This is a genomic window from Aminobacter sp. Piv2-1, assembly GCF_037625995.1.
GTDB lineage: Bacteria > Pseudomonadota > Alphaproteobacteria > Rhizobiales > Rhizobiaceae > Aminobacter.
The window spans coordinates 215,244-239,745 of record NZ_JARKMU010000006.1 but is presented as its reverse complement, the minus strand read 5'-3'; the positions used below and the strand labels follow the sequence as shown (position 1 = coordinate 239,745).

General features: G+C 66.0%; 20 protein-coding genes, 1 pseudogene and 1 riboswitch. Of the genes and pseudogenes, 10 read left to right on the top strand and 11 right to left on the bottom strand.

All coding sequences use genetic code 11. The features are described 5' to 3' along the window. Positions 1 to 54: 54 nt before the first annotated feature. Positions 55 to 744, bottom strand: a complete 690-nt coding sequence (gene aqpZ / locus AmiPiv_RS13480) for an aquaporin Z (RefSeq protein ID WP_340037976.1) — start codon at positions 742 to 744, stop codon at positions 55 to 57. Between the two features lie 744 nt (positions 745 to 1,488). Here aqpZ and AmiPiv_RS13475 point away from each other — a divergent pair. The 4 genes from AmiPiv_RS13475 (at position 1,489) to AmiPiv_RS13460 (ending at position 6,505) form a co-directional block, all read left to right on the top strand. Further along, positions 1,489 to 4,701 carry a helicase-related protein gene (locus AmiPiv_RS13475; protein ID WP_340037975.1) on the top strand — a complete coding sequence of 1,071 codons (3,213 nt, stop codon included), beginning with the start codon at positions 1,489 to 1,491 and terminating at the stop codon, positions 4,699 to 4,701. A 5-nt stretch (positions 4,702 to 4,706) separates the two neighbouring features. After that, on the top strand, positions 4,707 to 5,090 hold the full coding sequence (locus AmiPiv_RS13470; protein ID WP_340037974.1) for an RNA-binding S4 domain-containing protein: 384 nt from the start codon (positions 4,707 to 4,709) through the stop codon (positions 5,088 to 5,090). A gap of 137 nt (positions 5,091 to 5,227) precedes the next feature. After that, positions 5,228 to 5,566, top strand: a complete 339-nt coding sequence (gene fdxA, locus AmiPiv_RS13465; protein WP_340037973.1) for a ferredoxin FdxA — start codon at positions 5,228 to 5,230, stop codon at positions 5,564 to 5,566. Positions 5,567 to 5,920: 354 nt separating this feature from the next. Beyond that, on the top strand, positions 5,921 to 6,505 hold the full coding sequence (locus AmiPiv_RS13460; protein ID WP_340037972.1) for a CarD family transcriptional regulator: 585 nt from the start codon (positions 5,921 to 5,923) through the stop codon (positions 6,503 to 6,505). Positions 6,506 to 6,601: 96 nt separating this feature from the next. Here the strand turns inward: AmiPiv_RS13460 and AmiPiv_RS13455 are convergent, their stop codons facing one another. The 3 genes from AmiPiv_RS13455 to AmiPiv_RS13445 all read right to left on the bottom strand — a co-directional run bounded on the left by AmiPiv_RS13455 (position 6,602) and on the right by AmiPiv_RS13445 (position 8,941). Further along, positions 6,602 to 7,375 carry an amino acid ABC transporter ATP-binding protein gene (locus AmiPiv_RS13455; protein WP_340037971.1) on the bottom strand — a complete coding sequence of 258 codons (774 nt, stop codon included), beginning with the start codon at positions 7,373 to 7,375 and terminating at the stop codon, positions 6,602 to 6,604. Continuing rightward, complete coding sequence (locus tag AmiPiv_RS13450) at positions 7,372 to 8,052, bottom strand: amino acid ABC transporter permease (RefSeq protein ID WP_340037970.1); 681 nt, start codon at positions 8,050 to 8,052, stop codon at positions 7,372 to 7,374. Before AmiPiv_RS13450 ends, AmiPiv_RS13455 begins: the two co-directional genes overlap by 4 nt. Positions 8,053 to 8,167: 115 nt before the next feature. Further along, complete coding sequence (locus AmiPiv_RS13445) at positions 8,168 to 8,941, bottom strand: amino acid ABC transporter substrate-binding protein (RefSeq protein ID WP_340037969.1); 774 nt, start codon at positions 8,939 to 8,941, stop codon at positions 8,168 to 8,170. 251 nt (positions 8,942 to 9,192) lie between these two features. Between AmiPiv_RS13445 and AmiPiv_RS13440 the strand changes: the two genes are divergently transcribed. Further along, positions 9,193 to 10,062 carry an RNA polymerase factor sigma-32 gene (locus AmiPiv_RS13440; protein ID WP_340037968.1) on the top strand — a complete coding sequence of 290 codons (870 nt, stop codon included), beginning with the start codon at positions 9,193 to 9,195 and terminating at the stop codon, positions 10,060 to 10,062. A gap of 3 nt (positions 10,063 to 10,065) precedes the next feature. On the opposite strand, the gene AmiPiv_RS13435 is transcribed toward AmiPiv_RS13440, so the two are convergent. From AmiPiv_RS13435 to thiB, 4 genes and pseudogenes are all read right to left on the bottom strand, one after another. Continuing rightward, entirely contained in the window at positions 10,066 to 11,535 is a 1,470-nt protein-coding gene (locus AmiPiv_RS13435; RefSeq protein ID WP_340037967.1) for a M48 family metalloprotease, read from the bottom strand. A 162-nt stretch (positions 11,536 to 11,697) separates the two neighbouring features. Further along, positions 11,698 to 12,458, bottom strand: a pseudogene (thiQ, locus tag AmiPiv_RS13430) (thiamine ABC transporter ATP-binding protein). Next, entirely contained in the window at positions 12,455 to 14,071 is a 1,617-nt protein-coding gene (gene thiP, locus AmiPiv_RS13425) for a thiamine/thiamine pyrophosphate ABC transporter permease (protein ID WP_340037965.1), read from the bottom strand. The pseudogene thiQ and the gene thiP overlap by 4 nt, the downstream one beginning before the upstream one ends. Before the next feature lie 144 nt (positions 14,072 to 14,215). Next, positions 14,216 to 15,220 carry a thiamine ABC transporter substrate binding subunit gene (gene thiB, locus AmiPiv_RS13420; RefSeq protein ID WP_340037964.1) on the bottom strand — a complete coding sequence of 335 codons (1,005 nt, stop codon included), beginning with the start codon at positions 15,218 to 15,220 and terminating at the stop codon, positions 14,216 to 14,218. Between the two features lie 45 nt (positions 15,221 to 15,265). Continuing rightward, a riboswitch (TPP riboswitch) is annotated at positions 15,266 to 15,386 on the bottom strand. A gap of 96 nt (positions 15,387 to 15,482) precedes the next feature. On the opposite strand from thiB, the gene AmiPiv_RS13415 reads away from it, so the two are divergent. The 4 genes from AmiPiv_RS13415 (at position 15,483) to AmiPiv_RS13400 (ending at position 18,636) form a co-directional block, all read left to right on the top strand. Next, positions 15,483 to 16,127, top strand: coding sequence for a thiamine diphosphokinase (locus AmiPiv_RS13415; protein WP_340037963.1), 645 nt, complete (start codon positions 15,483 to 15,485; stop codon positions 16,125 to 16,127). Between the two features lie 3 nt (positions 16,128 to 16,130). Continuing rightward, entirely contained in the window at positions 16,131 to 17,945 is a 1,815-nt protein-coding gene (locus AmiPiv_RS13410; protein ID WP_340037962.1) for an ABC-F family ATP-binding cassette domain-containing protein, read from the top strand. A gap of 149 nt (positions 17,946 to 18,094) precedes the next feature. Further along, positions 18,095 to 18,337 carry a type II toxin-antitoxin system CcdA family antitoxin gene (locus tag AmiPiv_RS13405; RefSeq protein ID WP_340037961.1) on the top strand — a complete coding sequence of 81 codons (243 nt, stop codon included), beginning with the start codon at positions 18,095 to 18,097 and terminating at the stop codon, positions 18,335 to 18,337. Further along, complete coding sequence (locus AmiPiv_RS13400) at positions 18,337 to 18,636, top strand: CcdB family protein (RefSeq protein ID WP_340037960.1); 300 nt, start codon at positions 18,337 to 18,339, stop codon at positions 18,634 to 18,636. Before AmiPiv_RS13405 ends, AmiPiv_RS13400 begins: the two co-directional genes overlap by 1 nt. 39 nt (positions 18,637 to 18,675) lie before the next feature. Here the strand turns inward: AmiPiv_RS13400 and AmiPiv_RS13395 are convergent, their stop codons facing one another. Next, positions 18,676 to 20,178, bottom strand: a complete 1,503-nt coding sequence (locus AmiPiv_RS13395; protein ID WP_340037959.1) for a hypothetical protein — start codon at positions 20,176 to 20,178, stop codon at positions 18,676 to 18,678. A gap of 74 nt (positions 20,179 to 20,252) precedes the next feature. Then, positions 20,253 to 21,551, bottom strand: a complete 1,299-nt coding sequence (locus AmiPiv_RS13390; RefSeq protein WP_340037958.1) for an adenylosuccinate synthase — start codon at positions 21,549 to 21,551, stop codon at positions 20,253 to 20,255. Between the two features lie 197 nt (positions 21,552 to 21,748). Between AmiPiv_RS13390 and AmiPiv_RS13385 the strand changes: the two genes are divergently transcribed. Beyond that, positions 21,749 to 22,663, top strand: a complete 915-nt coding sequence (locus AmiPiv_RS13385) for a DMT family transporter (protein ID WP_340037957.1) — start codon at positions 21,749 to 21,751, stop codon at positions 22,661 to 22,663. A gap of 76 nt (positions 22,664 to 22,739) precedes the next feature. On the opposite strand, the gene serA is transcribed toward AmiPiv_RS13385, so the two are convergent. Then, a complete protein-coding gene (gene serA / locus AmiPiv_RS13380; RefSeq protein WP_340037956.1) occupies positions 22,740 to 24,338 on the bottom strand; it encodes a phosphoglycerate dehydrogenase in 1,599 nt (532 codons plus the stop codon). Positions 24,339 to 24,502 lie beyond the last annotated feature (164 nt).

Genomic DNA, 24,502 nt, shown 5'->3' with positions numbered 1-24,502 from the left:
GCGCGGCAACAGTTCAGCGGCGTGCGGCGTCAGGCCGATCCCGCCTGCGATCGCTCATTCCGTTTCGAACAGCGCCTTGTGGGCGATGCCGGCAAGGATCGCCCCGACCATCGGCGCCACCCAGAACAGCCAGAGCTGCTGCAGCGCCATTCCGCCGACGAACAGCGCCGGCCCGGTCGAACGTGCCGGGTTGACCGATGTGTTGGTGACCGGGATCGAGATCAGGTGGATCAGGGTGAGCGCCAGGCCGATGGCGATGGGGGCGAAACCCTTGGGCACGCGGCCGTGGGTCGAGCCGAGGATGATCATCAGGAACATGAAGGTCAGCACGACCTCGATGAGCAGCGCCGAGGACAGTCCGTATTTGCCCGGCGAGGCATCGCCATAGCCGTTGGTGGCGAAGCCGCCGATGCCGGCGAAGTCGGCCTTGCCGCTGACGATCAGGTAGAGCGCCGCCGAAGCCAGGATCGCGCCGAGCACCTGGGCGACCACATAGGGGATCAGGTCTTTGGCGTCGAAACGGCCGCCGACCAGGAGACCGACCGACACGGCCGGATTGAAGTGGCCCCCCGAAATGCCGCCCACGGCATAGGCCATGGTGAGTACGGTCAGGCCGAACGCAAACGCTACGCCGAGGAACCCGATGCCGAGGTCGGGGAACGCAGCCGCAAGGACTGCGCTGCCGCAGCCGCCGAAGACGAGCCAGAATGTGCCGAGGAACTCGGCGAGCAGACGTTTGGACATGATGTCATTCCCTCCAGTGTCGCGCGCCTGCGCGGTGCGCCGCATTTTCCGGAGGCCCCCGTCTGGCAACCCCCGCCGCACAGACTCAACTCCGGCATGGAGACATGGCCTGATCGCCCGCGCAACGGGTGTGGTTCCAGTAAGGTTATGCAATCACAGGTATTTTTCGCTGAATCATGTTGTGCCGGATTGGCACGCAAGGGTTAACGAGCCACGTGCGGCATTGTGGGTAAGCTTGTGCATGGCCTGTGCGCAGTCGGTGGACAAGCGGTTATGCCCACAACATCTAGTAGGGAACGAACCGGGAAACCTCTCCGGTCAGCGATTCGTCGCCAGTTCGTTCCGCATTTGGTTCAAATCTTAACGAAATGCCGGTTGCAGGCCTGCCCGCCGTTAACGCCAGGGTAGGAAAGGTGAACGATTTCATTACTTTGATTCAGCAGGCGCCGTCCGCTGCGGCGATTGGCCGGCAAGGGTTAACGAGTCTGGCGGCGAGGTGCGAAATGTTCACTTTAGCGAATCTGCATGTGGTGTGGCCTGTCTTGCCTTCTTCAATATGTTGGGGTGAACAAAACCTGAATCATCTGGAGTCAGTGATTCGTCGCTGATTCGTTCCAGACTCGTTCCAACCGTTAAATCGGAACATTCCGCTTTCGCTTTGGCGCGCAAATCCCTATGTGTCCACTCGGCGCCGCGGGCGCCGCAACGCCGGGCCGATCCTGGCGCCGAGGGCGGTTCCTAGAAATGAATGTGCATTCCAGGCAGAACGATCCGCTGATCCTGTCAGGCCGCGACGTCACCGCGGTTCTCGGGCCGACCAATACCGGCAAGACCCACCTCGCCATCGAGCGGATGATCTCGCATGAGAGCGGGGTGATCGGGCTGCCGCTGCGCTTGCTCGCCCGCGAGGTCTATGGCCGCATCTGCGAGAAGGTCGGTGCCCACAAGGTGGCGCTGATCACCGGCGAGGAGAAGATCCAGCCGGCCGGTGCGAGATACTCCGTCTGCACGGTCGAGGCGATGCCGCGCCAGACCGACGCGGCCTTCGTCGCCATCGACGAGGTGCAACTCGCCGGCGACCTCGAGCGCGGCCACATCTTCACCGACCGCATCCTGCATCTGCGCGGCCGCCAGGAGACGCTGCTGCTCGGCGCGGGGACCATGCAGGGCATCCTGCAGAAGCTGCTGAAGGGCGTGTCCGTGGTCACCCGGCCGCGCCTGTCGCACCTTGCCTATGCCGGCTCGAAGAAACTGACCCGCCTGCCGCGCCGCTCGGCCATCGTCGCCTTCTCGGCCGACGAGGTCTACGGCATCGCCGAGCTGATCCGGCGGCAGCAGGGCGGAGCGGCCGTCGTGCTCGGCGCGTTGAGCCCCCGCACGCGCAACGCCCAGGTGGCCCTGTTCCAGTCCGGCGACGTCGACTACCTGATCGCCACCGATGCCATCGGCATGGGGCTCAACCTCGACGTCGACCACGTCGCCTTCGCCCAGAACCGAAAGTTCGACGGCTACCAGTACCGCCAGCTCACTGCCGCCGAACTCGGCCAGATCGCCGGCCGGGCCGGCCGCCACCTGCGCGACGGCACTTTCGGCGTCACCGGCCAGGTCGACCCGCTCGACGAGGAACTGGTCGAGAAGATCGAAGGACATGACTTCGAGCCGGTGAAGGTGCTGCAGTGGCGCACCGCCACCTTCGATTTCGCGAGCCTCGACGCGCTCAAGCGGTCGATAGATACCGTCGCGCCGGTCGAGGGGCTTACGCGCGCCCTGCCGGCGGTGGATGCGCAGGCGCTCGAGCACCTGTCGCGCGACCCCGCCATTCGTTCGCTCGCCATCAATCGCGAGCGCGTCGCGCTCCTTTGGGAAGCCTGCGCGTTGCCAGACTACCGCAAGATAGCCCCTGCGCAGCATGCCGACCTCATTGCCTCGATGTATGACGATCTCGTCCGGCGCGGCCATGTCGATGAAGCCTACATGGCCGAGCAGGTACGTCGCGCCGACTCCACCGAGGGCGACATCGACACGCTTTCGCACCGGATCGCCCAGATCCGCACCTGGACTTTCGTCTCCAACCGCCCCGGCTGGCTTGCCGATCCGGCACACTGGCAGGAAAAAACGCGCGACATCGAGGACAGATTGTCGGATGCGCTGCATGAACGGTTGACGAAACGCTTTGTAGACCGCAGGACTTCCGTCCTCATGCGCCGCCTTAGAGAAAACACCATGCTTGAAGCCGAAATCAGCCCGTCCGGAACCGTCCTCGTCGAAGGCCACCATGTCGGCGAACTGCAAGGGTTCCGCTTCACCGCCGACCAAAGCGCCGGCGGCGAGGATGCCAAGGCAGTGCGCACGGCGGCGCAGAAGGCGCTGGCGACGGAATTCGAGACGCGCGCCGAGCGCTTTGCCGCATCGCCCAATGGCGACATCGCGCTGGGATCGGATGGCGTCCTGCGCTGGATCGGCGCGCCGATCGGCACGCTGGTCGAGGGCGAGGACCCGCTCAAGCCGCGCGTCGTGCTGCTCGCCGACGAGCAGCTGACCGGTCCTGCGCGCGACAAGGTCGCGGCGCGCGCCGAGCGCTTCGTCAATTTCCAGGCCGAACTGCTGCTCAAGCCGCTGGTCGACCTCAAGTCGGCCGAGCAGCTGTCCGGCATCGGCCGGGGCATCGCCTTCCGGCTCGTCGAGAACTTCGGTCTCATCAACCGCCGCGACATCGCCGAGGACGTGAAGTCGCTCGACCAGGAAGGCCGCGCCGCGCTGCGTCGCCTCGGCGTGCGCTTCGGCGCCTACCATGTCTTCGTGCCGGCGCTGATCAAGCCGGCGCCCGCCGGGCTCGTCACCCTGCTCTGGGCTCTCAAGAACGACGGCAAGGACAAGCCGGGTTTCGGCGACGTCGTTCATGCGCTGGCCGCAGGGCGCACCTCGGTCGTCATCGACCAGGCCTTCGACAAGGCATTCTACAGGCTGGCCGGCTTCCGCAACCTCGGGCGCCGCGCGGTGCGCGTCGACATCCTCGAGCGTCTCGCCGACCTCATCCGCCCGGCGCTGGCCTGGCGGCAGGGCGCCGGCGCGCGCCCCGACGGAGCCTATGACGGCAGCTCGTTCATCGTGACGCCGCAGATGATGTCGATCCTCGGCGCCACCGGCGACGACATGGAAGAGATCCTCAAGGGCCTCGGCTATCGCGCCGAGCCCAAGCCGGCCGCCGAGGTCAAGGACAAGCTCGAGACGATCGACACCGCTGCGCGCGAAGCGGCGGCCCAGGCTGCGGCGGCCAAGGCGGCAGCCGCCGGAGAGGCTGCGGCCGGCGAGGCTGCCGAGGTATCGACGGAGGCATTTGCCGAAGCTGCCGATGCCGCGGAGGCGCCGGACGCCGAACAGGCGCCGGAAGCTGCCGCCGAGCCGGCAGCGGTCGCTGCCGAGCCGGTTGCCGAAGTGACGCCCGAACCGGTCGCTGCGGTCGAGGCCGAAGCCGAGCCGGAGTCGGGCCCGGTCGATGCGCCTGCTGCCGAGGCGGCACCGGTCGAAACCGTTGCGGCGGAGGCATCGGAAGCTGCGGAAGAACCCAAGCCCATCCTGCTGTGGCGTCAGGCACGCTTCGAGCACCGTCCGCGCAACCATCGCCAGGACAACCGTCCGCGCGGCGACCAGCGCAACGGCCAGGCGGCGCGCAGCGGCGAGGCCAATCGCGGCGGCCCGCGTGAAGGTGGCGAGGGACGCGATGGCGGTCGTCCGCGCTTTGATCGCAAGCCCGGCGGCAAGCCGCAGGGCGAGGGCGGACGTCCCGAGCACCGCGGCCGTGGCGATCGTCCGGGTGGCGAAAAGCACGGCGATCGCGGCGGCTTCAAGGGCAAGCCCGCATTCCAGCAGAAGCCGCGCGAGGAGCGTCCGGCGCGGATCGATCCCGACTCGCCCTTCGCCAAGCTCGCGGCGTTGCGCGACCAGCTCAAGAAGTAGCAACCTTGGCCGGCGAGGGAAGACAGCGCATCGACAAGTGGCTGTTCTTCTCGCGTGCGGTCAAGTCGCGCTCGCTGGCGGCCAAGCTGGTGCAGACCGGCGGGGTCCGCCTCAATGGCCGCAAGCTCGACCAGGCATCCGATATCGTCAAGACGGGCGACGTGCTGACGATCGCGCTCGACCGCCGTATCCTGGTCTACAAGGTGCTGTCGGCCGGCTTTCGCCGCGGTCCGGCCGAAGAGGCGCGGCTGCTCTACGAGGATCTCTCGCCCGCGCCGACGCCCAAGGACCAGGCGCCGCCCGACGCGCGCCCGCCCCTGCGCGATGCCGGCAGCGGCCGCCCGACCAAGCGGGAGCGCAGGGCTACCGACCGGCTGCGCGGCGACTGAGGCGGCTGGAGCGCAAAGATGAGAAAGCCGTTCCGCCAGGGGCCGTCTGCGTGGAATGGCCGCCCTTGCAACGGCCCGGCAAAGGGGCTACCTCACCGACAAAGTTCGCCCGTACGGGAAGTCCCGGAGCCTACCGCATGACCTATGTCGTCACCGACAATTGCATCAAGTGCAAGTACACCGACTGCGTCGAGGTCTGTCCGGTCGACTGTTTCTACGAAGGCGAGAACATGCTCGTCATTCATCCCGACGAATGCATCGACTGTGGCGTCTGCGAGCCCGAATGCCCGGCCGACGCCATCAAGCCGGACACCGAGCCGGGCCTGGAGAAGTGGCTCCAGGTCAACACCGAATATGCCAGCAAGTGGCCGAACCTGACGGTCAAGAAGCCCGAATTGCCCGAGGCCAAGGAGTTCGACGGGGTCGAAGGCAAGTTCGAGAAGTACTTCTCGGCGGAGCCGGGCGAAGGCAACTGAGGGCTGCGCCGCAGCCCCGTGCCACAGCGTGAAGTTTCCGTGCCGCGCTTGTCTCTTGACGCGGCAGTCTCTTCGCGCATGCAGCAAAATCTTGATTCTTCCGACTTTTTGTGTTAGAGGTACGGCAACATGCCGGTGACACAACGTCGATCTATGGCGCGAAGCCTAATTCACTGAAAGGTGACAACCTCAATCCGGACCAGAGAAATCTGGGCCGGCAGTCGCATTTGCGAGTGCCCGGTTCAATCTCTCGGATTGGGGGTCGATTTTGCGTGCGGCACAAGGTCGCGCTTGGCGACCGCCCCTTAAAGCCGGCCTCGGCGGGCCGGCGCCACAAGAAGGAGTTCAGGGCGTATGGCAACTTCCATCCCGCAGAAGAAATCCGCAGCACGTCACGGTTTCAAGACCGGTGAGTTCATCGTCTATCCGGCGCACGGCGTCGGCCAGATCGTCTCCATCGACGAGCAGGAAGTGGCGGGACACAAGCTCGAGCTGTTCGTAATCGACTTCCAGAAGGACAAGATGCGCCTCAAGGTGCCGGTCGCCAAGGCGACCTCCATCGGCATGCGCAAGCTCTCCGAGACCGACTATGTCGACCGCGCGCTGAAGGTCGTGCAGGGCCGCGCCCGCGTCAAGCGCACCATGTGGTCGCGCCGCGCCCAGGAATATGATGCGAAGATCAATTCCGGCGACCTCATCTCCATCTCGGAGGTCGTGCGCGACCTCTACCGCGCCGACAACCAGCCGGAGCAGTCCTATTCCGAGCGCCAGCTCTATGAAGCCGCGCTCGACCGCATGGCGCGCGAGATCGCGGCCGTGAACCGCTTGTCGGAGACCGAGGCCGTCCGTCTCATCGAGACCAACCTCAACAAGGGTCCGAAGCGCGGTGCCAAGGCCGACAACGAGGAAGCCGACGCCGAACAGGAAGAAGCCGCCTGATCGGCCGCATCATTCCAGATCATGAAAAACCCGGCCTCGGCCGGGTTTTTTTATTGCTGCCAAGCCGGCACCGTTTCGGAGTCCGACTGAAAATCCTCAGCCTTCGCCGCCGCTGCCTTCGCCGTGCTGGTGGGTGATCGAGGCGATGAAGCGGCGGGTGCGCTGGTGCCTGGGATTGCCGAACACTTCGCTGGCCGAGCCTTCCTCGACGATCGAGCCGGCCTCGAGGAACACCACCTTCTGCGCGATCTTGGAGGCCAGCCGCAGGTCGTGGGTCGCCATCACCATGGTCGTGCCTTCGCTGGCAAGCTGGCCGAGCACGTCGACCACTTCCTGAGCGAGTTCCGGATCCAGCGCGGAGGTCGGCTCGTCGCAGAGCAGCACCTTGGGCGAAGGCGCCAGCGCCCGGGCGATGGCCACGCGCTGCTGCTGGCCGCCTGACAAGGTCGCCGGCCAGGCGTCGGCCTTGTGGGCCATGCCGACCTTTTCGAGCAATGCCGCGGCGCGTTCGCGGGCCTTGGCCTCCGGCCATTTCAGCACCGTCACCAGGCCTTCCATGACGTTCTCGATCGCCGTGCGATGCGGAAACAGCTGGAAGTTCTGGAACACCATGCCGGTCTGCCGGCGCAGCTTCTGGATGGCCTTGGTCGAGGCCCGCGCGCCCGGCTTGAATTCTATGGCGTCGTCGCCGACGCGCACCGTGCCCGACGTCGGGATTTCCAAAAGGTTGATGCAGCGCAAAAGCGTGCTCTTGCCGCCGCCCGAGGGACCGACGAGCGCGGTCACGCTGCCTTCGCGGATGTCGACCGACACGTCCCTGATGACCGTGTTGTCGCCGAAGCGCTTGACGATGTTCGAAAGGCCGATCATGAGCGCGCCTCCAGGAAGCCGCCGTAGCGGTTGAGCCGCTTCTCGAGGCGGACCTGCAGGGTCGAAAGCACCGAGCTCATGGCAAGGTAGAGCAGTGCTGCCTCGACATAGAGGATCAGCGGCTCGTAGGTGGTGGCGACGATGCGCTGGGCCGCCTGGAACATCTCGGGCACCGTGATTGCGGCCGCAAGCGAGGTGTCCTTGACCAGCGAGATGAAGGTGTTGGAGAGCGGCGGCACCGCCACGCGCGCGGCCTGCGGGAGGATCGTGCGCCGCATCGCCTGCGTCCAGGTCATGCCGATCGAATAGGCCGCTTCCCACTGGCCCTTCGGCACGGAGGTGATGACGGCGCGGATGATCTCCGACGAATAGGCGCCGATGTTGAGGGTGAAGCCGATCAGGGCCGCCGGAAAGGCGTCGAGCACGATGCCTAGGCTGGGCAGGCCGTAAAAGATCAGGAACAGCTGCACCAGGAGCGGCGTGCCGCGGATGATCCACACGTAGAAGCGGACGACGGCAGTAAGCGGGGCCGGGCCGAATAGGCGCAGAAGCGCTGCCCCAAGGCCGACCGCCAGGCCGAGGACGAAGGAAAGCAGCGTAAGGGGCGCGGTGAAGACAAGGGCGGCCCACAGCAGCGGGCCGAGCGAGTCCAGCATCAATTGAAGCCAGTGGGGCAAGGCGAAGGCTCTTTCCATAACGACGAGCCCGGAAAATCGCAGATTTTCCGGGCGAGTTCATGCAGAAAATGGAAGGGGACGGACGCCTGACGGCGGCCCGCCCCGATAGGAATGCTTACTGCGAGACGTCCGTGCCGAAATAGGTCTCGGAGATCTTCTTGTAGGTACCGTCGGCCTTGATCTCGGCGAGCGCCTTGTTGATGGCCGCGACCAGCTCCGGGTCGCCCTTGCGCACGATCACGCCGGAGAAGTCGGCCTTCGCTTCCTCGGCCACGATCTTCACGTCGGCGTCGGGCTTCTGCTTCTTGAAGTCGTAGAAGGACAGGCTGTCGTTGATGGTGGCGTCGGCGCGGCCGTTCAGCACCAGCTGGATCGACTGGTCGAAGCCGTCGGTGCCGACGAGCTCGGCGCCGTTCGATTCTGCGATCTTGCCGAAGTTGCTGGTCAGCGACTGGGCCGACTTCTTGCCCTTGAGGTCGGCGAAGCCCTTGATCTCGGAATTGTCGCCGCGAACGATCAGCACCGCCTTGGAGGCGATGTAGGGCTCGGAAAAGTCGTACTTGGCCTGGCGTGCCTCGGTGATGCCGACCTGGTTGATGACGGCGTCGTAGCGGTTGGCGTCGATGCCGGCGATCAGGCCGTCCCACTTGCCCTCGAGGAATTCGGCTTTCACGCCGAGGCGCTTGGCGATCTCCTTGCCGATCTCGACGTCGAAGCCGACCAGCGCGCCCGAGGCGTCGTGGTAGGTGAAGGGCGCGTAGGTGCCCTCGGTGCCGATCTTGAACACCCCGGCGGCCTTGATCTGGTCTAGGTTTTCGCCGGCATGACCGGCCAGGACGGCTGCGAGCTGGAGCGTTGCTGCGAGGGCCAGCGATTTCAGCGACTTCATTTTCTGTGATCCCGATTTCCTTGCCCGGCCTTGTTTGTCGGGCGCGTTGTGATGAGGCGCAATCTGTCAGAAGCCAGGAAACGGCATAAGGAATGAAATTTCAATTATACTTATCTCTTAGAATGGAATTCCTGCAATCCGGGCGCATCGCCGCGACCGTGGAACATTGGCCCCGATGTCGCGTTTATGGCTCTGCGGGGCGGGTCAGGTTGCGCTCCGCGCCTTGGCAGCGCAATTTGAGAGAGCAGGGCATGGCTATGGACAGGGCAGGCCTCGCCGGCGAACAGATGATGCTGAAGGCGGCATCGCGCGCGCCTTACCTGGATCGCATTGAGGAACGCGATCTGGCTTTCCGCTGGAAAGAACAGCACGACCAGGATGCCTTGAACCGCATCACCACCGCTCACATGCGTCTGGTCATCGCCATGGCCGTGAAGTTTCGCCGCTACGGCCTGCCGCTCAGCGATCTGATCCAGGAAGGGCATGTCGGCCTGCTGGAAGCTGCGGCGCGTTTCGAACCGGAGCGCGACGTGCGCTTCTCCACCTATGCCACCTGGTGGATCAGGGCTTCGATGCAGGACTACATCCTGCGCAACTGGTCGATCGTCAGGGGCGGCACCAGTTCGGCCCAGAAATCCCTGTTCTTCAATCTCCGCAGGATGCGCGCGCGGCTCGCCCAGAGCGGCGGGCTGATCGGCGGCTCTTCGGCCTATCACGAGATCTCGGTTGCCTTGGGCGTGTCGGAGGCCGACGTCGCGACGATGGACATGCGCCTGTCGGTGCCCGACGCCTCCCTCAATGCCCCGCTCAACGACGACATGGATGCCGGCGAGCGCATGGACCTGCTGGTTTCGGACGAGCCGCTCCCGGACGAACTGGTCTGCGAGGCGATCGACATCGAGCGGCGCTCCGGCTGGCTGCGCGATGCGCTCGGCGTGCTCAATGCGCGCGAGCTGCAGATCATCGAGGAGCGCCGGCTGAGCGAGGAGGGGGCCACCCTCGAGCAACTTGGCACCACGCTCGGCATTTCCAAGGAGCGCGTCCGGCAGATCGAGACGCGCGCGCTGGAGAAGCTGAAATCGGCGTTGGTCAAGCAGAACGTCGATTTCGTCGGTGCCTGAAGCCTACCTGTCCGTGACGATCTTGACCTTGTCGCCGGCCGAAACGGTGGCGCCGGGGCCAAGGGCGTTGAGCACGCGGAACAGGTCGAGCTTGCGATCGACGCCGACCATGCTCGCGGCAAGCGATCCCATGGTCTGGCCCGGCTGAACCGTGACGACGCGAATGCGCAGCGGCCGGAGCGCAGCCTTCTCAGCGGCGGTCATGACGTGGAAGCTGGAGCTCACCGTGCGTGCGATGCTGTCGAGCTGGTTGCTTGCCGTCGGTGCTGCCGTCAGCAGGCGGTAGACCTGCGTCTCCGCCCGGATGACGACGATGTCGAACTGCCAGCCCTCGGCGCTGGCGCGCGCAAAGGCTGCTTCGTTGCCGTTGATGGTCTGGGCCTGCACGCTGGCGGGATCGAGGCCCGCCACCCAGCCGCTGCGGATGTAGTCCGGCAGCGACATGTTGTTGTTGATGCTCACGCCGTCGAAGCGGATGGCGATGTTGCCCGGACCGGTCGCGGTGACGGCGGCGGCCGTGTTGTCGATGATGAAGCCCTGCGGCACCGCAAAGGATATGCCGAGCTTGGGATGGAGGAAGTTGGTGCCGCGCACATAGCCTTCTTCCGGCGTATCGCCGAACAGCAGACCGTCGATGCCGGCCAGGAAGGAGTCGCGGTCGCGCCGGCCGATGCCCGGCGCCCCGAACTGGCGCGCGTGGCGCTGGGCCAGGTCGATGCGCTGCGGCGCGTTGGGGTGGCTGGCAAGGAAGTCGAGGCTGGCGTCGGTGGCGCCGCTGACGGAGCGGAAGTCGCTGTAGGACGCCATCGACTGCAGGAAGCGGCCCGCGGCGAACGGATCGTAGCCGGCCTGCCCGCTGGTCTTGATGCCGATGCCGTCGGCCTCCAGCTCCTGGTTGCGCGAGAACTGGGCGAGCCGGAGCTTGCCACGGATGAGTGCCGCCTTGGCCGTCGGGCTCTCGCCGAGCACGTCGGTCACGACCTTCGTCGCCAGTACCTCCTCGGCTTCCTTCTGCTGGCGCTGGACGCCGTGATTGGCGGTCACGTGGCCCATCTCGTGCGAGATCACGGCGGCGAGCTCGGCCGAATCGTTGGCGAGCGCCAGCAGGCCGCGGGTCACGTAGAGATAGCCGCCCGGCAGCGCGAAGGCGTTGACGTTGGGCGAGTTGAGGATGGTGATGCGGTAGGTCTGGTTCGGGTTGGCCGACGCCGTGGTCAGGCTGCCGACCACCTTAGCCACCATGCGCTCCAGCTTCGGGTCGGAATACTCGCCGCCATAGGTGGCGAGGATGCGCGGATGCTGTGCCTTGGCGATCTCGGCGAACTTGTCGTTGCGCGAGACGTTGTCGACCGTCACCGGGTTGTTCGAAGGCTGGAAGCCGGACTCGCGGACGTCGGCCGGATTGAGCACCTGGCACCCGGCGACGAGCGCCGTCAGCGCGACCGCGAGGGCAAGTCGCGAGCGGCGTGACATGGGCTTCTCGGTAGGGCCGTGGCGGCGGATAGGCAGGGCAGCTTCCTTTCGGTGGTCTGGGCAGCGGCGAAGCATTACCCGACGGTATCGCGTGGACCTAGCCACACTCACCATGCCGAGACAATAAGGCGCGCTTGGTCATTGTGGCGATTTGACTGCAAATTATGTCCGCTTCCGGGCAAATTCCCGTGATCGGCTCAGTCACGTTCGGCACCGATATAGCGGCGGAACGCCTCCGGTCCAGAATTGTCGAAGAAATCAACGGCTTTGCCGCTTGCCGCGACCGTGCCTGCTTCGACGAAAACCATGTTTTTGGCCAGTTTTCGCGCGTCTTCGGGTTGGTGTGTCACAAAAAGCACGGTCATCGGCCGTTCTGCATGCACGCCCGCGAGCAGGTCCAGCATCTCGTCGCGCAGCGCTGGTCCAAGCGAGGCGAACGGTTCATCCAGGAGCAAAACCGGCCGGTCGCGCACAAGGACTCGGGCCAGCGCGACACGCTGGCGCTCGCCGCCGGACAGTTCCCGCGGCAGCCGATTCGCCATGCCGGCGAGGCCGACGCGCGTCAGCGCCTCCTGCACGTCTTCGCGGTCTGAAGCCGTGAGCTTGAGGGCGGGAGAGCGCCCCAGCCCGACATTGCTGGCGACGTCGAGATGGGCGAAGAGGTTGTTCTCCTGGAACACCATCGAGACCGGGCGCCCGGAAGGCGGCGCGATGGTCACGTCTGCTCCGCCGATCAGCACACGGCCCTCTCGTGGCTCCTCGAAGCCGGCCACCAGATTGAGCAGCGTCGACTTGCCGGCGCCGCTCGGTCCCATGATCGCGGTGATCTCGCCGGGAGCGAAGTCCACGTCGAAACGCACCATGGTTTCCGCATAGCTGAACAGCACCCGGTCGAGCCGCACCGCTTCGCCCCTTGCCGTCATCGCGAAGTCTCCTTGCCGAGCCGGTCGGCGAGCATCATCAGTGCCAGGCACAGCAGCCCGAGCATCAGCGCCAGCCCGGCAGCGTCGGCCGTGCGGTAGCTGCCCATGCGGGCGAGCAGAAGATAGGGCAGGGTCTGCACCGCGTCGCTGCCGAACAGCGCGATCACGCCGAGGTCGCCCAGCGACAATGCTGCGGCGAAGGCGAAGGCCGTGGCGAGCGGCCGCCGCAGCACCGGCCAGTCGATCAGGCGCAGGCGGCTCCAGCCGGCGATGCCCAGTTGGGCGCACAGCCTTTCGTGGCGCTCGGCGGCGGCATCGTGGGCCGGGCGGATGGCGCGCACGGCAAACGGCATAGCCATCACCGCATTGACGGTCACGACCATGACCGGCGCGAGCGCGAAGACGTCGACGCCCTGCCGCACCAGCACGAACCAGCCGGCTCCGACGACGATCGGCGGCACCACCAGGACGAGGCCGGCGCCGGTATCGGTCATCTTCTCGATCAGCGGTCGCTTGTCGCCTGCTCGGGCGGCGGCAAGCACGTGCCGCGCCATGACCAGCGAGAGGGAAAGTGCGCAGGCCAGCGTCGCCGAGAGCGAGGCGAAAACGAGGCTCGTCAGCGTGGCACTTCGGACAGAGGCTTCGGCGGCAAGGCGAGCGAGGTCGGCCTCCAGTCCGGATGCGATGGTGGCCAGCATCGGCCCGCCGACGAAGACCAGTGCAGCGAGGATGACGGCGCCGTTCATGATCCTCTCGCCGATACCGGCATCGACATGATTGCGCCGCGCCACCGAGAGGTTGGCGTCGCCCGTCGTGTTGGCCCCGAGCTTCATCAGCAGGGCCACCACCGCCGCCGTCAGCGCGATCTGCAGCAGCGTCAGCGCCACCGCCCGCGCGGGGTCGAAGTCGAAGCGCAGCGCCTGGTAGATCGCGACCTCCAGCGTGGTTGCGGCGGGGCCGCCGCCGAGCGTGAGTACGATGGTGAAGGAGGTGATGCAGAGCATGAACACCAGCCCGGCGGTGCCGGGCAGGGCCGTGTGCATCGCCGGCCATTCGATCAGCCGAAAGCTCGCGCGCGCGCCCATGCCGAGCTGGCTCGCCAGCCGCCATTGATCGGCCGGCACCGTCTGCAAGGCTTCGAGCAGCAGTCGCGTCGCGAGAGGCAGGTTGAAGAAGACATGCGCGACGAGGATGCCCGACAGGCCGTAGATGCCGGGCCAGGTGCCTCCGCCCAGCACGCCGAGGGAGCCGGCGAAATAGCCGGCGCGGCCGTAGAGTGTCAGGATGCCGAGGGCCGCGACGATCGCCGGCAATGCCAGCGGCACGGCGAACAGGCGCAGGATCAGCCCGCGGCCGGGAAATTCGGGATGTCGCGACAGGGCACGGGCAACCAGAATCGCCGGGGCGACCGAAAGCAGCATCGACAGCAGGGCCTGCCACAGCGTGAAGCGGGCGATACGAAAGAGATAGGAATCGAAGGCTGCATAGGCGCCTTCGGGGTTGCGCCAGGCTTCGATCCCAAGGCCTGCGAAGGCACCGCCGATCAGCAGGCCGATGGCCGCCAGCGCGAGGATGCCTGCGGCGATGCGGGGGTCGGTGGGGGATTTGGTCAAGGCTGCGCTGCCCCTCACCCCTACCCTCTCCCCGTGAACGGGGAGAGGGGGGCGTCGGTGTTGCCGCTTGTCCCTTCTCCCCGTTCACGGGGAGAAGGTGCCGGCAGGCGGATGAGGGGCGGCACGATCATCTCAGCAATGGTCTTACTTGCTCATCACGCCGAGCCACTCGTCGACCCAGGCCTTGCGGTTGGCGGCGACCTCGTCGGCGCTGAAGATGAGCGTCTTCGACGGCTTCACCAGTCTGTCGAAGGCGGGGTTGAGCGGCTTGTCGGTCTTGCCGGCCGGCAGCATCCAGTTGGTCTCGGGGATGGTGTTCTGGAAGCCGGGGCCGGTCATGAAGGCCATGAACTTCTCCGACAGCGGGTTCTTGGCGCCCGTGGTGGTTATGCCGGCGACCTCGATCTGCAGATAGTGGCCTTCCTCGAAGGATGCGGCCTGGTAGCGCTCGGTGTTCTCGGCGACCATGTGGTAGGCGGGCGAAGTCGTGTAGGACAGCACCATCGGCGCCTCGCCTTTGGTGAACAGGCCATAGGCCTCGCTCCAGCCCGGGGTGACGGTCAGCACGCGGCCCTTGAGCTTGGCCCAGGCTTCGGGTGCCTTGTCGCCATAGACCGACTTGACCCAGAGCAGCAGGCCGAGGCCCGGCGTCGAGGTGCGCGGATCCTGGATGGCGATCTTTTCCTCGGGATTGCCCTCGACCAGTTCCTTCAGGCTCCTGGGCGGGTTCTTCAGCTTCTCGGTGTCGTAGACGACGGCGAAGTAGCCGTAGTCGTAGGGCACGAAGGTGTCGTCCTTCCAGTCGCCGGGGACCTTGATGTCGTTGCCCGCTGCGGCGTGCGGCACGAACAGGCCGGTGGCCTTGGCCTCGGCGGTCAGGTTGGTGTCGAGGCCGAGCACGATGTCGGCCTTAGTCGCAGCACCTTCGAGCTTGACGCGGTTGAGCAGCGCCACGCCGTCGGCCACCGAGACGAAATCGACCGCGCAGGCGCATTCGGCCTCGAAAGCCTTCTTCACCTGCGGGCCGGGGCCCCATTCGGCGGTGAAGCTCTCATAGGTGTAGATGGTGAGCTTGCCGTCGGCCGCTGCGGGGAGTGCAGCGGCGGCAAGCGCCAGGGCGGATGTCAGCGACAGGGTCAGCGAGCGCATCGGCGCCTCCTTCATTAGGGTTGAAAGGGAATTTGAAGCGCCGGGGCGTCCGAAGCATCTAATCCCTCCGCCGGTACAAACCGGATCAGGTTCAGCGGGTTGGCGGGAATTCTCCCAGCCTCTCAGCCGGCCCGCTTGCGCGCGACAGGCACCCCGTTAGAGCGATCCAAGAAATAGAGCCGGCGAAGGGGCGGTGCAAGCGCAAGTTTCAGGCGCGCGCGGCGGCCTTCCGTTTCGGCTGCCGGGCTGGTAATGGCCTCGCATGAGCCGGTTTACCATCCTTCTCGGCGGCGAGGTTTTCCGCACGCCGCGCCTCGATCGCCAGGTCGCGGGCAGCCGCGTGATCGCGGCCGATTCCGGTATCCGCCACGCAGCCGCGCTCGACCTCGTCCCCGAACTCTGGCTGGGCGACTTCGATTCCGTGCCGGCCGACCTGGATCCCGGCCTGGCCGGCCTGCCGCGCGAGACCTTTCCCGCCGACAAGGACAAGACCGACGGCGAGTTGGCCATCGCCGCGGCGCTTGATCGTGGCGCCACCTCGCTCGTTCTCGCCGGCGCCTTTGGCGGCCCGCGCGCCGACCATGCCTTTCTCCATCTCGCGTTGGGGCTTCGCCTTGCCGAAGCCGGCACCGAGGTGCTGCTCACCAGCGGCCGCCAGGAGGGCGTGCCTCTGCTCCCTGGTGCTGCCGACTTCGACTATGACGCCGGCACGCTGTTTTCGGTGCTGGCCTTCTCCGCGCTCTCCGGCCTCTCCGAGGAGGGCGCCAAATGGCCTCTTGACAAGGTCGAGGTGCCGTTCGGTTCCTCGCTGACCTTGTCGAACGAAGTTCGCGGGCGGCTCAGCATATCGCTGGCCGGCGGCCGCGCCTTGCTTCTCGCACATCCCTTTCCTGCCTCGGAATTCTGAAAAATGGCGCCTCCGCTTCTTAATCTCGACGCCGTCAGGCTGACCTTCGGCGGCGTGCCGCTGCTCGACGGAGCGACGCTCTCCGCCTCGGCCGGCGACAAGATCGCGCTTGTCGGCCGCAACGGTTCGGGCAAGTCGACGCTGCTCAAGATCGCCGCAGGCCTGGTCGAGCCGACCGACGGCGAGGTGTTCCGCCAGCCTTCGGCGACGATCCGCTATCTGCCGCAGGCGCCCGACATGGACGATTTTGCCAGCGTCCGCGCCTATGTCGAGGCGGGCTTGGGGCCGGCCGACGATCCGCATCGCGCCACCTATCTGCTCGACCATCTCGGGCTGACCGGCGAGGAGCGGCCCGGCGACCTTTCCGGCGGCGAGGCACGCCGCGCGGCACTCGCCCGCGTCATGGCGCCGGAGCCGGACATCGTGCTGCTCGACGAGCCGACCAACCATCTCGACCTCTCTGTCATCGAATGGCTGGAAGAAGAACTCATCCGCACCTCGTCGGCGCTGATCCTGATCTCGCACGACCGCCGCTTCCTCGAACGCGTCAGCCGCAACACGGTCTGGCTCGATCGCGGCCAGACGCGCCGGCTCGACCGCGGCTTCGCCCATTTCGAGGAATGGCGCGACCAGATCCTCGAGGAGGAGGAGCGCGAGCAGCACAAGCTCGGCCGCCAGATCGTGCGCGAGGAACACTGGCTGCGCTACGGCGTAACCGCGCGCCGCAAGCGCAACATGCGCCGCCTCGGCGAGCTGCAATCGATGCGCCAGCGCTTCCGCAGCCATCGCGGCGCCGAAGGTGTGGCGACCATGGTGGCGAGCGACGCGGCCGAATCCGGCAAGCTGGTCATCGAAGCGAAGAGCATCGACAAGAGCTTCGGCGAGCTGACTGTCGTCAAGGGCTTCTCGACCCGCATCCAGCGTGGCGACCGCGTCGGCCTCGTCGGTCCCAACGGCGCCGGCAAGACGACGCTGCTCAAGATGCTGACCGGCGAACTCGAACCAGATGCCGGCAGCGTGCGGCTCGGCGTCAACCTGGAGATCGCGACCCTCGACCAGAAGCGCGAGGCGGTCGACCCGAACGAGACGCTCACGAGCTACCTCACCGACGGGCGCGGCGAGAACCTCGTCATCAACGGCGAGCAGCGCCACGTCGTCTCCTACATGAAGGACTTCCTGTTCAAGCCCGAGCAGGCGCGCACGCCGGTGCGCGAGCTTTCCGGCGGCGAGCGCGCCCGGCTGATCCTGGCACGCGTCCTGGCGCGTCCGGCCAATCTTTTGGTGCTCGACGAACCGACCAACGACCTCGACATGGAGACGCTGGAACTGCTGCAGGAACTGGTCGCGGGTTTCGCCGGCACCGTCATCCTGGTCAGCCACGACCGCGATTTCCTCGACCGCACGGTCACCAGCATCATCGCGCCCGACGGCGACGGCAAATGGGTCGAATATGCCGGCGGCTATTCCGACATGCTGGCGCAGCGCGGCGTGGCCAGGCTCGAGGACCGCAAGGCGCGCAAGCCGAATGCCGAGCCGTCGGGCGGCTCCCGGCCGGCGGCGGACGCCCCCAAGGCAGCGGCCAGGAAGCTTTCCTTCAAGCAGAAGTTCGCGCTCGACAATTTGCCCAAGAAGATCGACGCGGTGACGGCATCGATCTCGCGGCTGGAGAACCAGATCGCCGATCCGGCCTTCTACGAACGCGACCCGAACGGCTTCCAGAAAACCATCGCCGCCCTCGACAAGGAACGCGTGTCGCTGGCCGCGCTGGAGGAGGAATGGCTCGAACTGGAGATGCTGCGCGAGGAGCTCGAAGGCTGAAGCGTTTCCGCTTTTCTTCGAAGCGCAAGAGCGCCCCAACCCGACGCAATTCCGGGCGAAAACCGCCTCGCACCTTGCTGGAATTGCTGCGGCCGGATTGCAGCACTTGATCGGTGCGCATATGTTATGCGCATGATCGAGGTACTGCCATGTTGCAGAAAGCTCCTAAACCCGTCCGCAAGCCGACCAACGTGACCATCGATGCCGCCCTGGTCGAAGAGGCCAAGGCGCTCGGCCTCAACATGTCGCAACTGGCTGAGGAAGCCTTGGCGAAGGCCGTCTCCGAGGAAAAGTCGCGACGGTGGAAGATCGAGAACCAAGCTAAGTTGGATGCTTGGAACGACTATGTCGACAAGAACGGGTTGCCTCTGGCCAAGTACCGGTTGTTCTGATGGCCAGACACGATCTGTTCGCTGGTCCGTATGACGGCAGTTATCTGCTCGACGTGCAGTCGGACCTGCTCGACCATCTGAAATCACGGGTGGTGGTGCCGCTGTTGCCTGCGGAAGACGCGCCGCCACCGGTCAGGAAGCTCAATCCGGTATTCGATATCGATGGCCGGAAACTGGTCATGGCTACACACCTCATCGGTGCTGTTGCGGTTTCCGAATTGGGACAACTGCGCGCCAATCTAGGCGAGCGCCATGACCAAATTCTTGACGCCCTGGATATGCTGTTCCAGGGCTTCTGACGCGGGACGCGTCAGTCGAAGGCCAATTCGGCTTGGCTGTTAGCCGGCCGCCTTGGCCTCCCAGGCCTTCATGGCTTCCTCGAACGCCTTGTCGCCCGGAATGCCCTTTTCCATGGTGAAGAGGGCGCGGCGGCCGGATTTGTAGACCACCGGCACGTCGATCCAGCTGCGGCGGCGCAGCAGGTTCAGATTGGTGTCCATCTCGGCCTTGGTGTCGTTGAGCGCGACGAGGAAGAAGCCGTCGGCGATCTTGGCCGGGATGCCCAGGAGCGGGCTTCCCGCATCCTGCTCGGAGCTCTTCAGCGCCACGCGTAGGATGTTCTCGATGCCGCCGCCCTCGAAGCCGTCAGGCGTGAGGAAGATCATCTCGAGTATATGGCTCGCCGGCAGCGTCTTGTCGGCGTTGCGGCGGATGGTCATACGCAGCTGGATGTCCTTACCGGGGATCGTCGCCTCGGCGCGGATCGCGGGCTCCGGCGGCAGGTCGCCGCCCGGCGATTCCTGCACCACCGACCAGACCACCGAGCCGGGCTCGGCCGAGCCCTGGGCCACGTTGGTGCGTTCCTCGTAGAAGATCGCCTTCTGGCCCACTGCAACCTGGGCGTTTTCGGTTGCCGCGGGCGCCGGATTGGCACCGGCCGCTTCGGCTGGGGCGGGCGTCGCCGGCGTCGGTCCGGGTGTTGGCTCGGGAGCGGTGGACGGCGCCTGGGTCAGCGTGGCGACGGAGGTGCCTTCGCCGATGCTGCTGCCGCCGCCGGCAGGACCCGGGTCGATTTCCTTGCCGTCGGAGGTCAGCCGCTGCGTGAGCTTGACCTGCCCGTCTTCAGCCGACGGTTCGGCGTTCTGCTCGCCATTGGCGGGCGCCGGCGCTGCCGCCTCGTTTGCGGCTGGCGCGGGCGCGGCGGGCTTGTCGCTGCCGGAACCGATCAGGGCGTCGCGGTTCGACCACAGGGCGTAACCGCCGCCGCCGACCACCGCGACGGCCAGAGCGGCCGCGATCAGGCCGCCGCCGATGCGGCGGCGCGGCTTCTGCCTGTATTTCTGGAACGGATCGGCATCGCTCTCCGGTGCATCGAAGTCATCGTCGCGAGCGGCCTCCGGCGTCTCGTCATACTGGTCGTCGTCGGCCAGGAATTCCGGCGGCGGGGCGCTTGGGCGCGGCGGCGGCGCGATCGAAGCCGCGGGGCGCGGCTGCACCAGCGGAGCGGGCGCCGGCGCCGGCGCCGGCGCAGCCATGGCGGCCGGCTGGGTATGAAGCGGCTTGTTCCTGTTGCGGTCGATGGAGGAGAAGACGTTCTCGAGTTCGGCCAGCGGGTCGTCGTAGGTCGGCTTCGGGCCGTACTCCGCCTCCACGGTCGCGATGGCGTCCTCCAGTGTCTTCTTCTGGCGGTCGGCGACGCTTTGCGGCGGCGGCGGGTTGATGGCGGCAAGCTTGGCCGAAATCGTCGCGCGGGCCTTGTCGTACACCCGCGCACGCATGGCCGGCGTCGTCTCGCCCATGCCGTCCAGCGTCTTCTTCAGAACCGCTACGAAGTCTGCCATGCTCTCGTCGACCTATCTGTTCATCCTCGGGCCGCGTCTCCGCCCGACATTGCGGCCCGCCGGGGTGTCAATAACTAGTCTTCAAACGGATCGGTCACAAGTATGGTGTCGTCCCGTTCGGGGCTGGTCGAAAGCAGCGCCACCGGAGCACCGATCAGCTCCTCGATGTGGCGGACATACTTCACGGCCTGCGCCGGCAAGTCGTTCCAGCTGCGTGCGCCGGCCGTCGTGCCCTTCCAGCCTTCGAGCGTCTCGTAGACCGGCTCGACGCGCGCCTGGGCGCCCTGGCTGGCCGGCAGGTAGTCGATCAGCTCGCCATCCAGCTTGTAGCCGGTGCAGACCTTGATCTCGTCGAGGCCGTCGAGCACGTCGAGCTTGGTCAGCGCGATGCCCTTGATGCCGTTGACCGCGACCGCCTGGCGCACCAGCACCGCGTCGAACCAGCCGCAGCGGCGCTTGCGCCCTGTCACCACGCCGAACTCATGGCCGCGCGTGCCGAGGAATTCGCCGATCTCGTTCTGCTGCTCGGTCGGGAACGGGCCCTCGCCGACGCGGGTGGTGTAGGCCTTGGTGATGCCGAGCACATAGTGGATCGATCCCGGCCCCATGCCCGAGCCGGCTGCCGCCTGGCCGGCGACCGTGTTGGACGAGGTGACGAACGGATAGGTGCCGTGGTCGATGTCGAGCAGCGTGCCCTGCGCGCCCTCGAACAGGATGCGCTCGCCGGCGCGGCGCTTGTCGTCCAGCACCTTCCAGACGCGGTCCATATAGGGCAGCACCTTGTCGGCGACCGAGGTCAGCTCCGCCATGATGGCTTCGTGGGTCACCTCGGGATGGCCGAGGCCGCGACGCATCGCATTGTGGTGCGTCAACAGCCGGTCGACCTTGAGGGGCAGGGTGTCCAAATCCGCCAAGTCCATCACCCGCACGGCACGGCGTCCCACCTTGTCTTCATAGGCGGGGCCGATGCCGCGGCGTGTCGTGCCAATCTTCGTGCCCGAATTGGAGGCGGCGTCCTCGCGGAAACCATCCAGCTCGCGATGCAGCGACAGGATAAGCGCGGTGTTTTCGGCTATTTTCAGGCGATCCGGGCCGATCTCGACGCCCTGGGCGCGGATCTTTTCCAGCTCGGCCACGAAGGCGTGCGGATCGAAGACCACGCCGTTGCCGATGATCGAGAGCTTGCCTTCACGCACGACGCCGGAAGGCAGCAGCGACAGCTTGTAGACCTTGCCGTCGACCACCAGCGTGTGGCCGGCGTTGTGTCCGCCCTGGAAACGGACGACCACGTCGGCGCGCTCCGACAGCCAGTCCACGATCTTGCCCTTGCCTTCGTCGCCCCATTGCGAGCCGACGACCACCACATTGGCCATGGTTCTTTCCTTCCGGTTTCGCGGGTGAAGCCGCGAACAGTTCAAAATGACAGGCCTCTATAGCGCCAAGCAATTGGATGCGCGACCTTTCTTTTGCCCTCCGAGGCATAACAAAATGCTGCTTTGGACGCATTTACTTGGCCCTCCGGCGCACCTACGCCGGACGTGCCACTCCCTGCCCCCGAAGGCGCGACCGAATGCATCGAAATGCCTATGTCCTGCTGCTCCTGACCGCCCTGTTTTGGGGCGGCAATGCCGTCGCGGGCAAGCTGGCCGTCGGGCATGTGTCGCCGATGCTGCTGACGGCGTTGCGCTGGGGCATTGCCGCCGTCATCCTTGGTGCGATCGGCTTGCGGCAGCTCAGGCTCGACTGGCCGGCCGTGCGCGGCAACCTGCCGCTGCTCACCTTGCTCGGAGCGCTCGGCTTCACGGTCTTCAATGCCGCGCTCTACTCCGCCCTCAATTTCACCACGGCGATCAACACCAGCATCGAGCAGGCCGGCATACCGATGTTCATCTTTGCCGCCAACTTCCTGCTCTTCCGCATCAAGGTCACCATCGCCCAGGTGGCGGGCTTCGTCTTGTCGCTGACCGGCATCGCGCTCACCGCCAGCCACGGCGATCTTACGACGCTGCTCATGCTCGACGTGAATTTCGGCGACACGCTCATGCTGATCGCGGTGCTGGTCTACAGCGCCTACACGGTCGCCCTGCGCTTCAAGCCGCAAATCCACTGGCAGAGCCTGATGATCGTTCTGACCGGATCGGCCTTCGTCATGTCGATCCCGTTCGCGCTGTGGGAGATGAATTCCGGCCGGCTGATCCTGCCGGATGCGACGGGCTGGCTGCTCACCGGCTACATCGTGCTGTTCCCCTCGATCATCGCGCAAATCTTCTACATCCGCGGCGTCGAGCAGATCGGCGCCAACCGTGCCGGGCTGTTCATCAACATGGTGCCGATCTTCGGCACCATCCTTTCGGTCCTCATCATCGGCGAGGACTTCCAGTTCTACCACGCGATCGCATTCACGCTGGTGCTCGGCGGCATCTGGATCGCCGAGCACAGCGGCCGCAAGATGGCGCTGGACCCGCCGAACACCAATCCCGGTTGAGCTATCGAAAGGCCAAACAAAAGGCGCGGACCATGCCGCGCCTTCTTCAGCCTTGGCAGGCAATCTCTCGGGCCGGTCAGAAGCCGTTGACGTCGAACTGCAGGCGCCTTGCCGAGTCGATCGACTTGTGCGCGCGCACCTTGGCCAGCACGTCCTCGGGGAAGGGCGCGTCGAGATACAGCAGCGCGATCGCATCGCCGCCCGGCCGGTCGCGGCCGAGCGAGAAGTTGGCGATGTTGACGCCGTTCTCGCCGCAGACCGTGCCGAGCAGGCCGATGATGCCGGGGGCATCCGCATTGGTGGTGTAGAGCATGTGCTGGCCGACCTCGGCGTCGAGGTTGATGCCCTTGATCTGGATGAAGCGCGGCTTGCCGTCGGAGAAGCAGGTGCCGGCGATCGAGCGGGTCATGTGCTCGGTCTTGACCGTCAGCTTGATGTAGCCGTCGAACACGCCCGACTTGTCGCGCTTGACCTCGGCAACGATGATGCCGCGCTCCTTCACCATGATCGGCGCGGACACCATGTTGACGTCGGCGACCTGCGGCCGGATCAGGCCGGCGAGGGCCGCGCTGATCAGCGCCTTGGTGTTCATCTGCGCGGTCGAGCCGTCGAACAGAATCTCGACCTCGGTGATGGGGTCTTCCGTCACCTGGCCGACGAAGGCGCCGAGCACTTCCGCCAGCTTGACGAAGGGCTTGAGCCTCGGGGCTTCCTCGGCAGTGATCGAGGGCATGTTGATGGCGTTGGTGACGGCACCCTTGGTCAGGTAGTCGGCCATCTGTTCGGCGACCTGGAGGGCCACGTTCTCCTGCGCTTCCGAAGTCGAGGCGCCGAGATGCGGCGTGCAGACCACGTTCTCCATGTTGAACAGCTCGTTCTGCTCGGCCGGCTCGACCTCGAACACGTCGACGCCGGCGCCCGCCACCTTGCCGCTCTTCAGCGCAGCGATCAGGTCCTTCTCGACCACCAGGCCGCCGCGTGCGCAGTTGATGATGCGCACGCCGTTCTTCATCTTGGCAATCGCTTCGGCGTCGATGATGTTGCGCGTCTTGTCGGTCAGCGGGGTGTGCAGCGTGATGAAGTCGGCGCGGTGGAACAGCTCGTCGAGCTCGACCTTCTCGACGCCCAGTTCCTCGGCGCGATGCTCGGAGAGGAACGGGTCGAAGGCGACGACATGCATCTTGAGGCCGACGGCGCGGGTGGCGACGATCGAGCCGATATTGCCGCAGCCGATCAGGCCCAGCGTCTTGCCGGTGATCTCGACGCCCATGAAGCGGTTCTTTTCCCATTTGCCGGCATGCGTCGAGGCGTTGGCTTCGGGGATCTGGCGGGCAACGGCGAACATCAGCGCAATGGCATGCTCGGCGGTGGTGATCGAATTGCCGAACGGCGTGTTCATGACGATGATACCGCGGCGCGAGGCAGCGGGGATGTCGACATTGTCGACGCCGATGCCGGCGCGGCCGACGACCTTGAGATTGGTCGCAGCCGCGATCAGCTTCTCGGTCACCTTGGTGGCCGAGCGGATGGCGAGGCCGTCATACTGGCCGATGACTTCGAGCAGCCTTTCCTTGTCCTTGCCGAGGTCCGGCAGGTAGTCGACTTCGACGCCGCGGTCCTTGAAGATCTGGACGGCGGTGGTGGAGAGCTTGTCGGAAACGAGAACGCGGGGCATGGGCAAATCCTCTTGCGATTGGCCTGCCTCCCCCTTGAGGGGAGGTCGGTCGCATTGCGACCGGGTGAAGTTGTCGAGGCCGGATGGGCCTGTGAATTCTCAGGGATGGAGAGCGGGTGGACAGAATCCCACCCGGCTCGCTTCGTTCGCCACCCTCCCCTCAC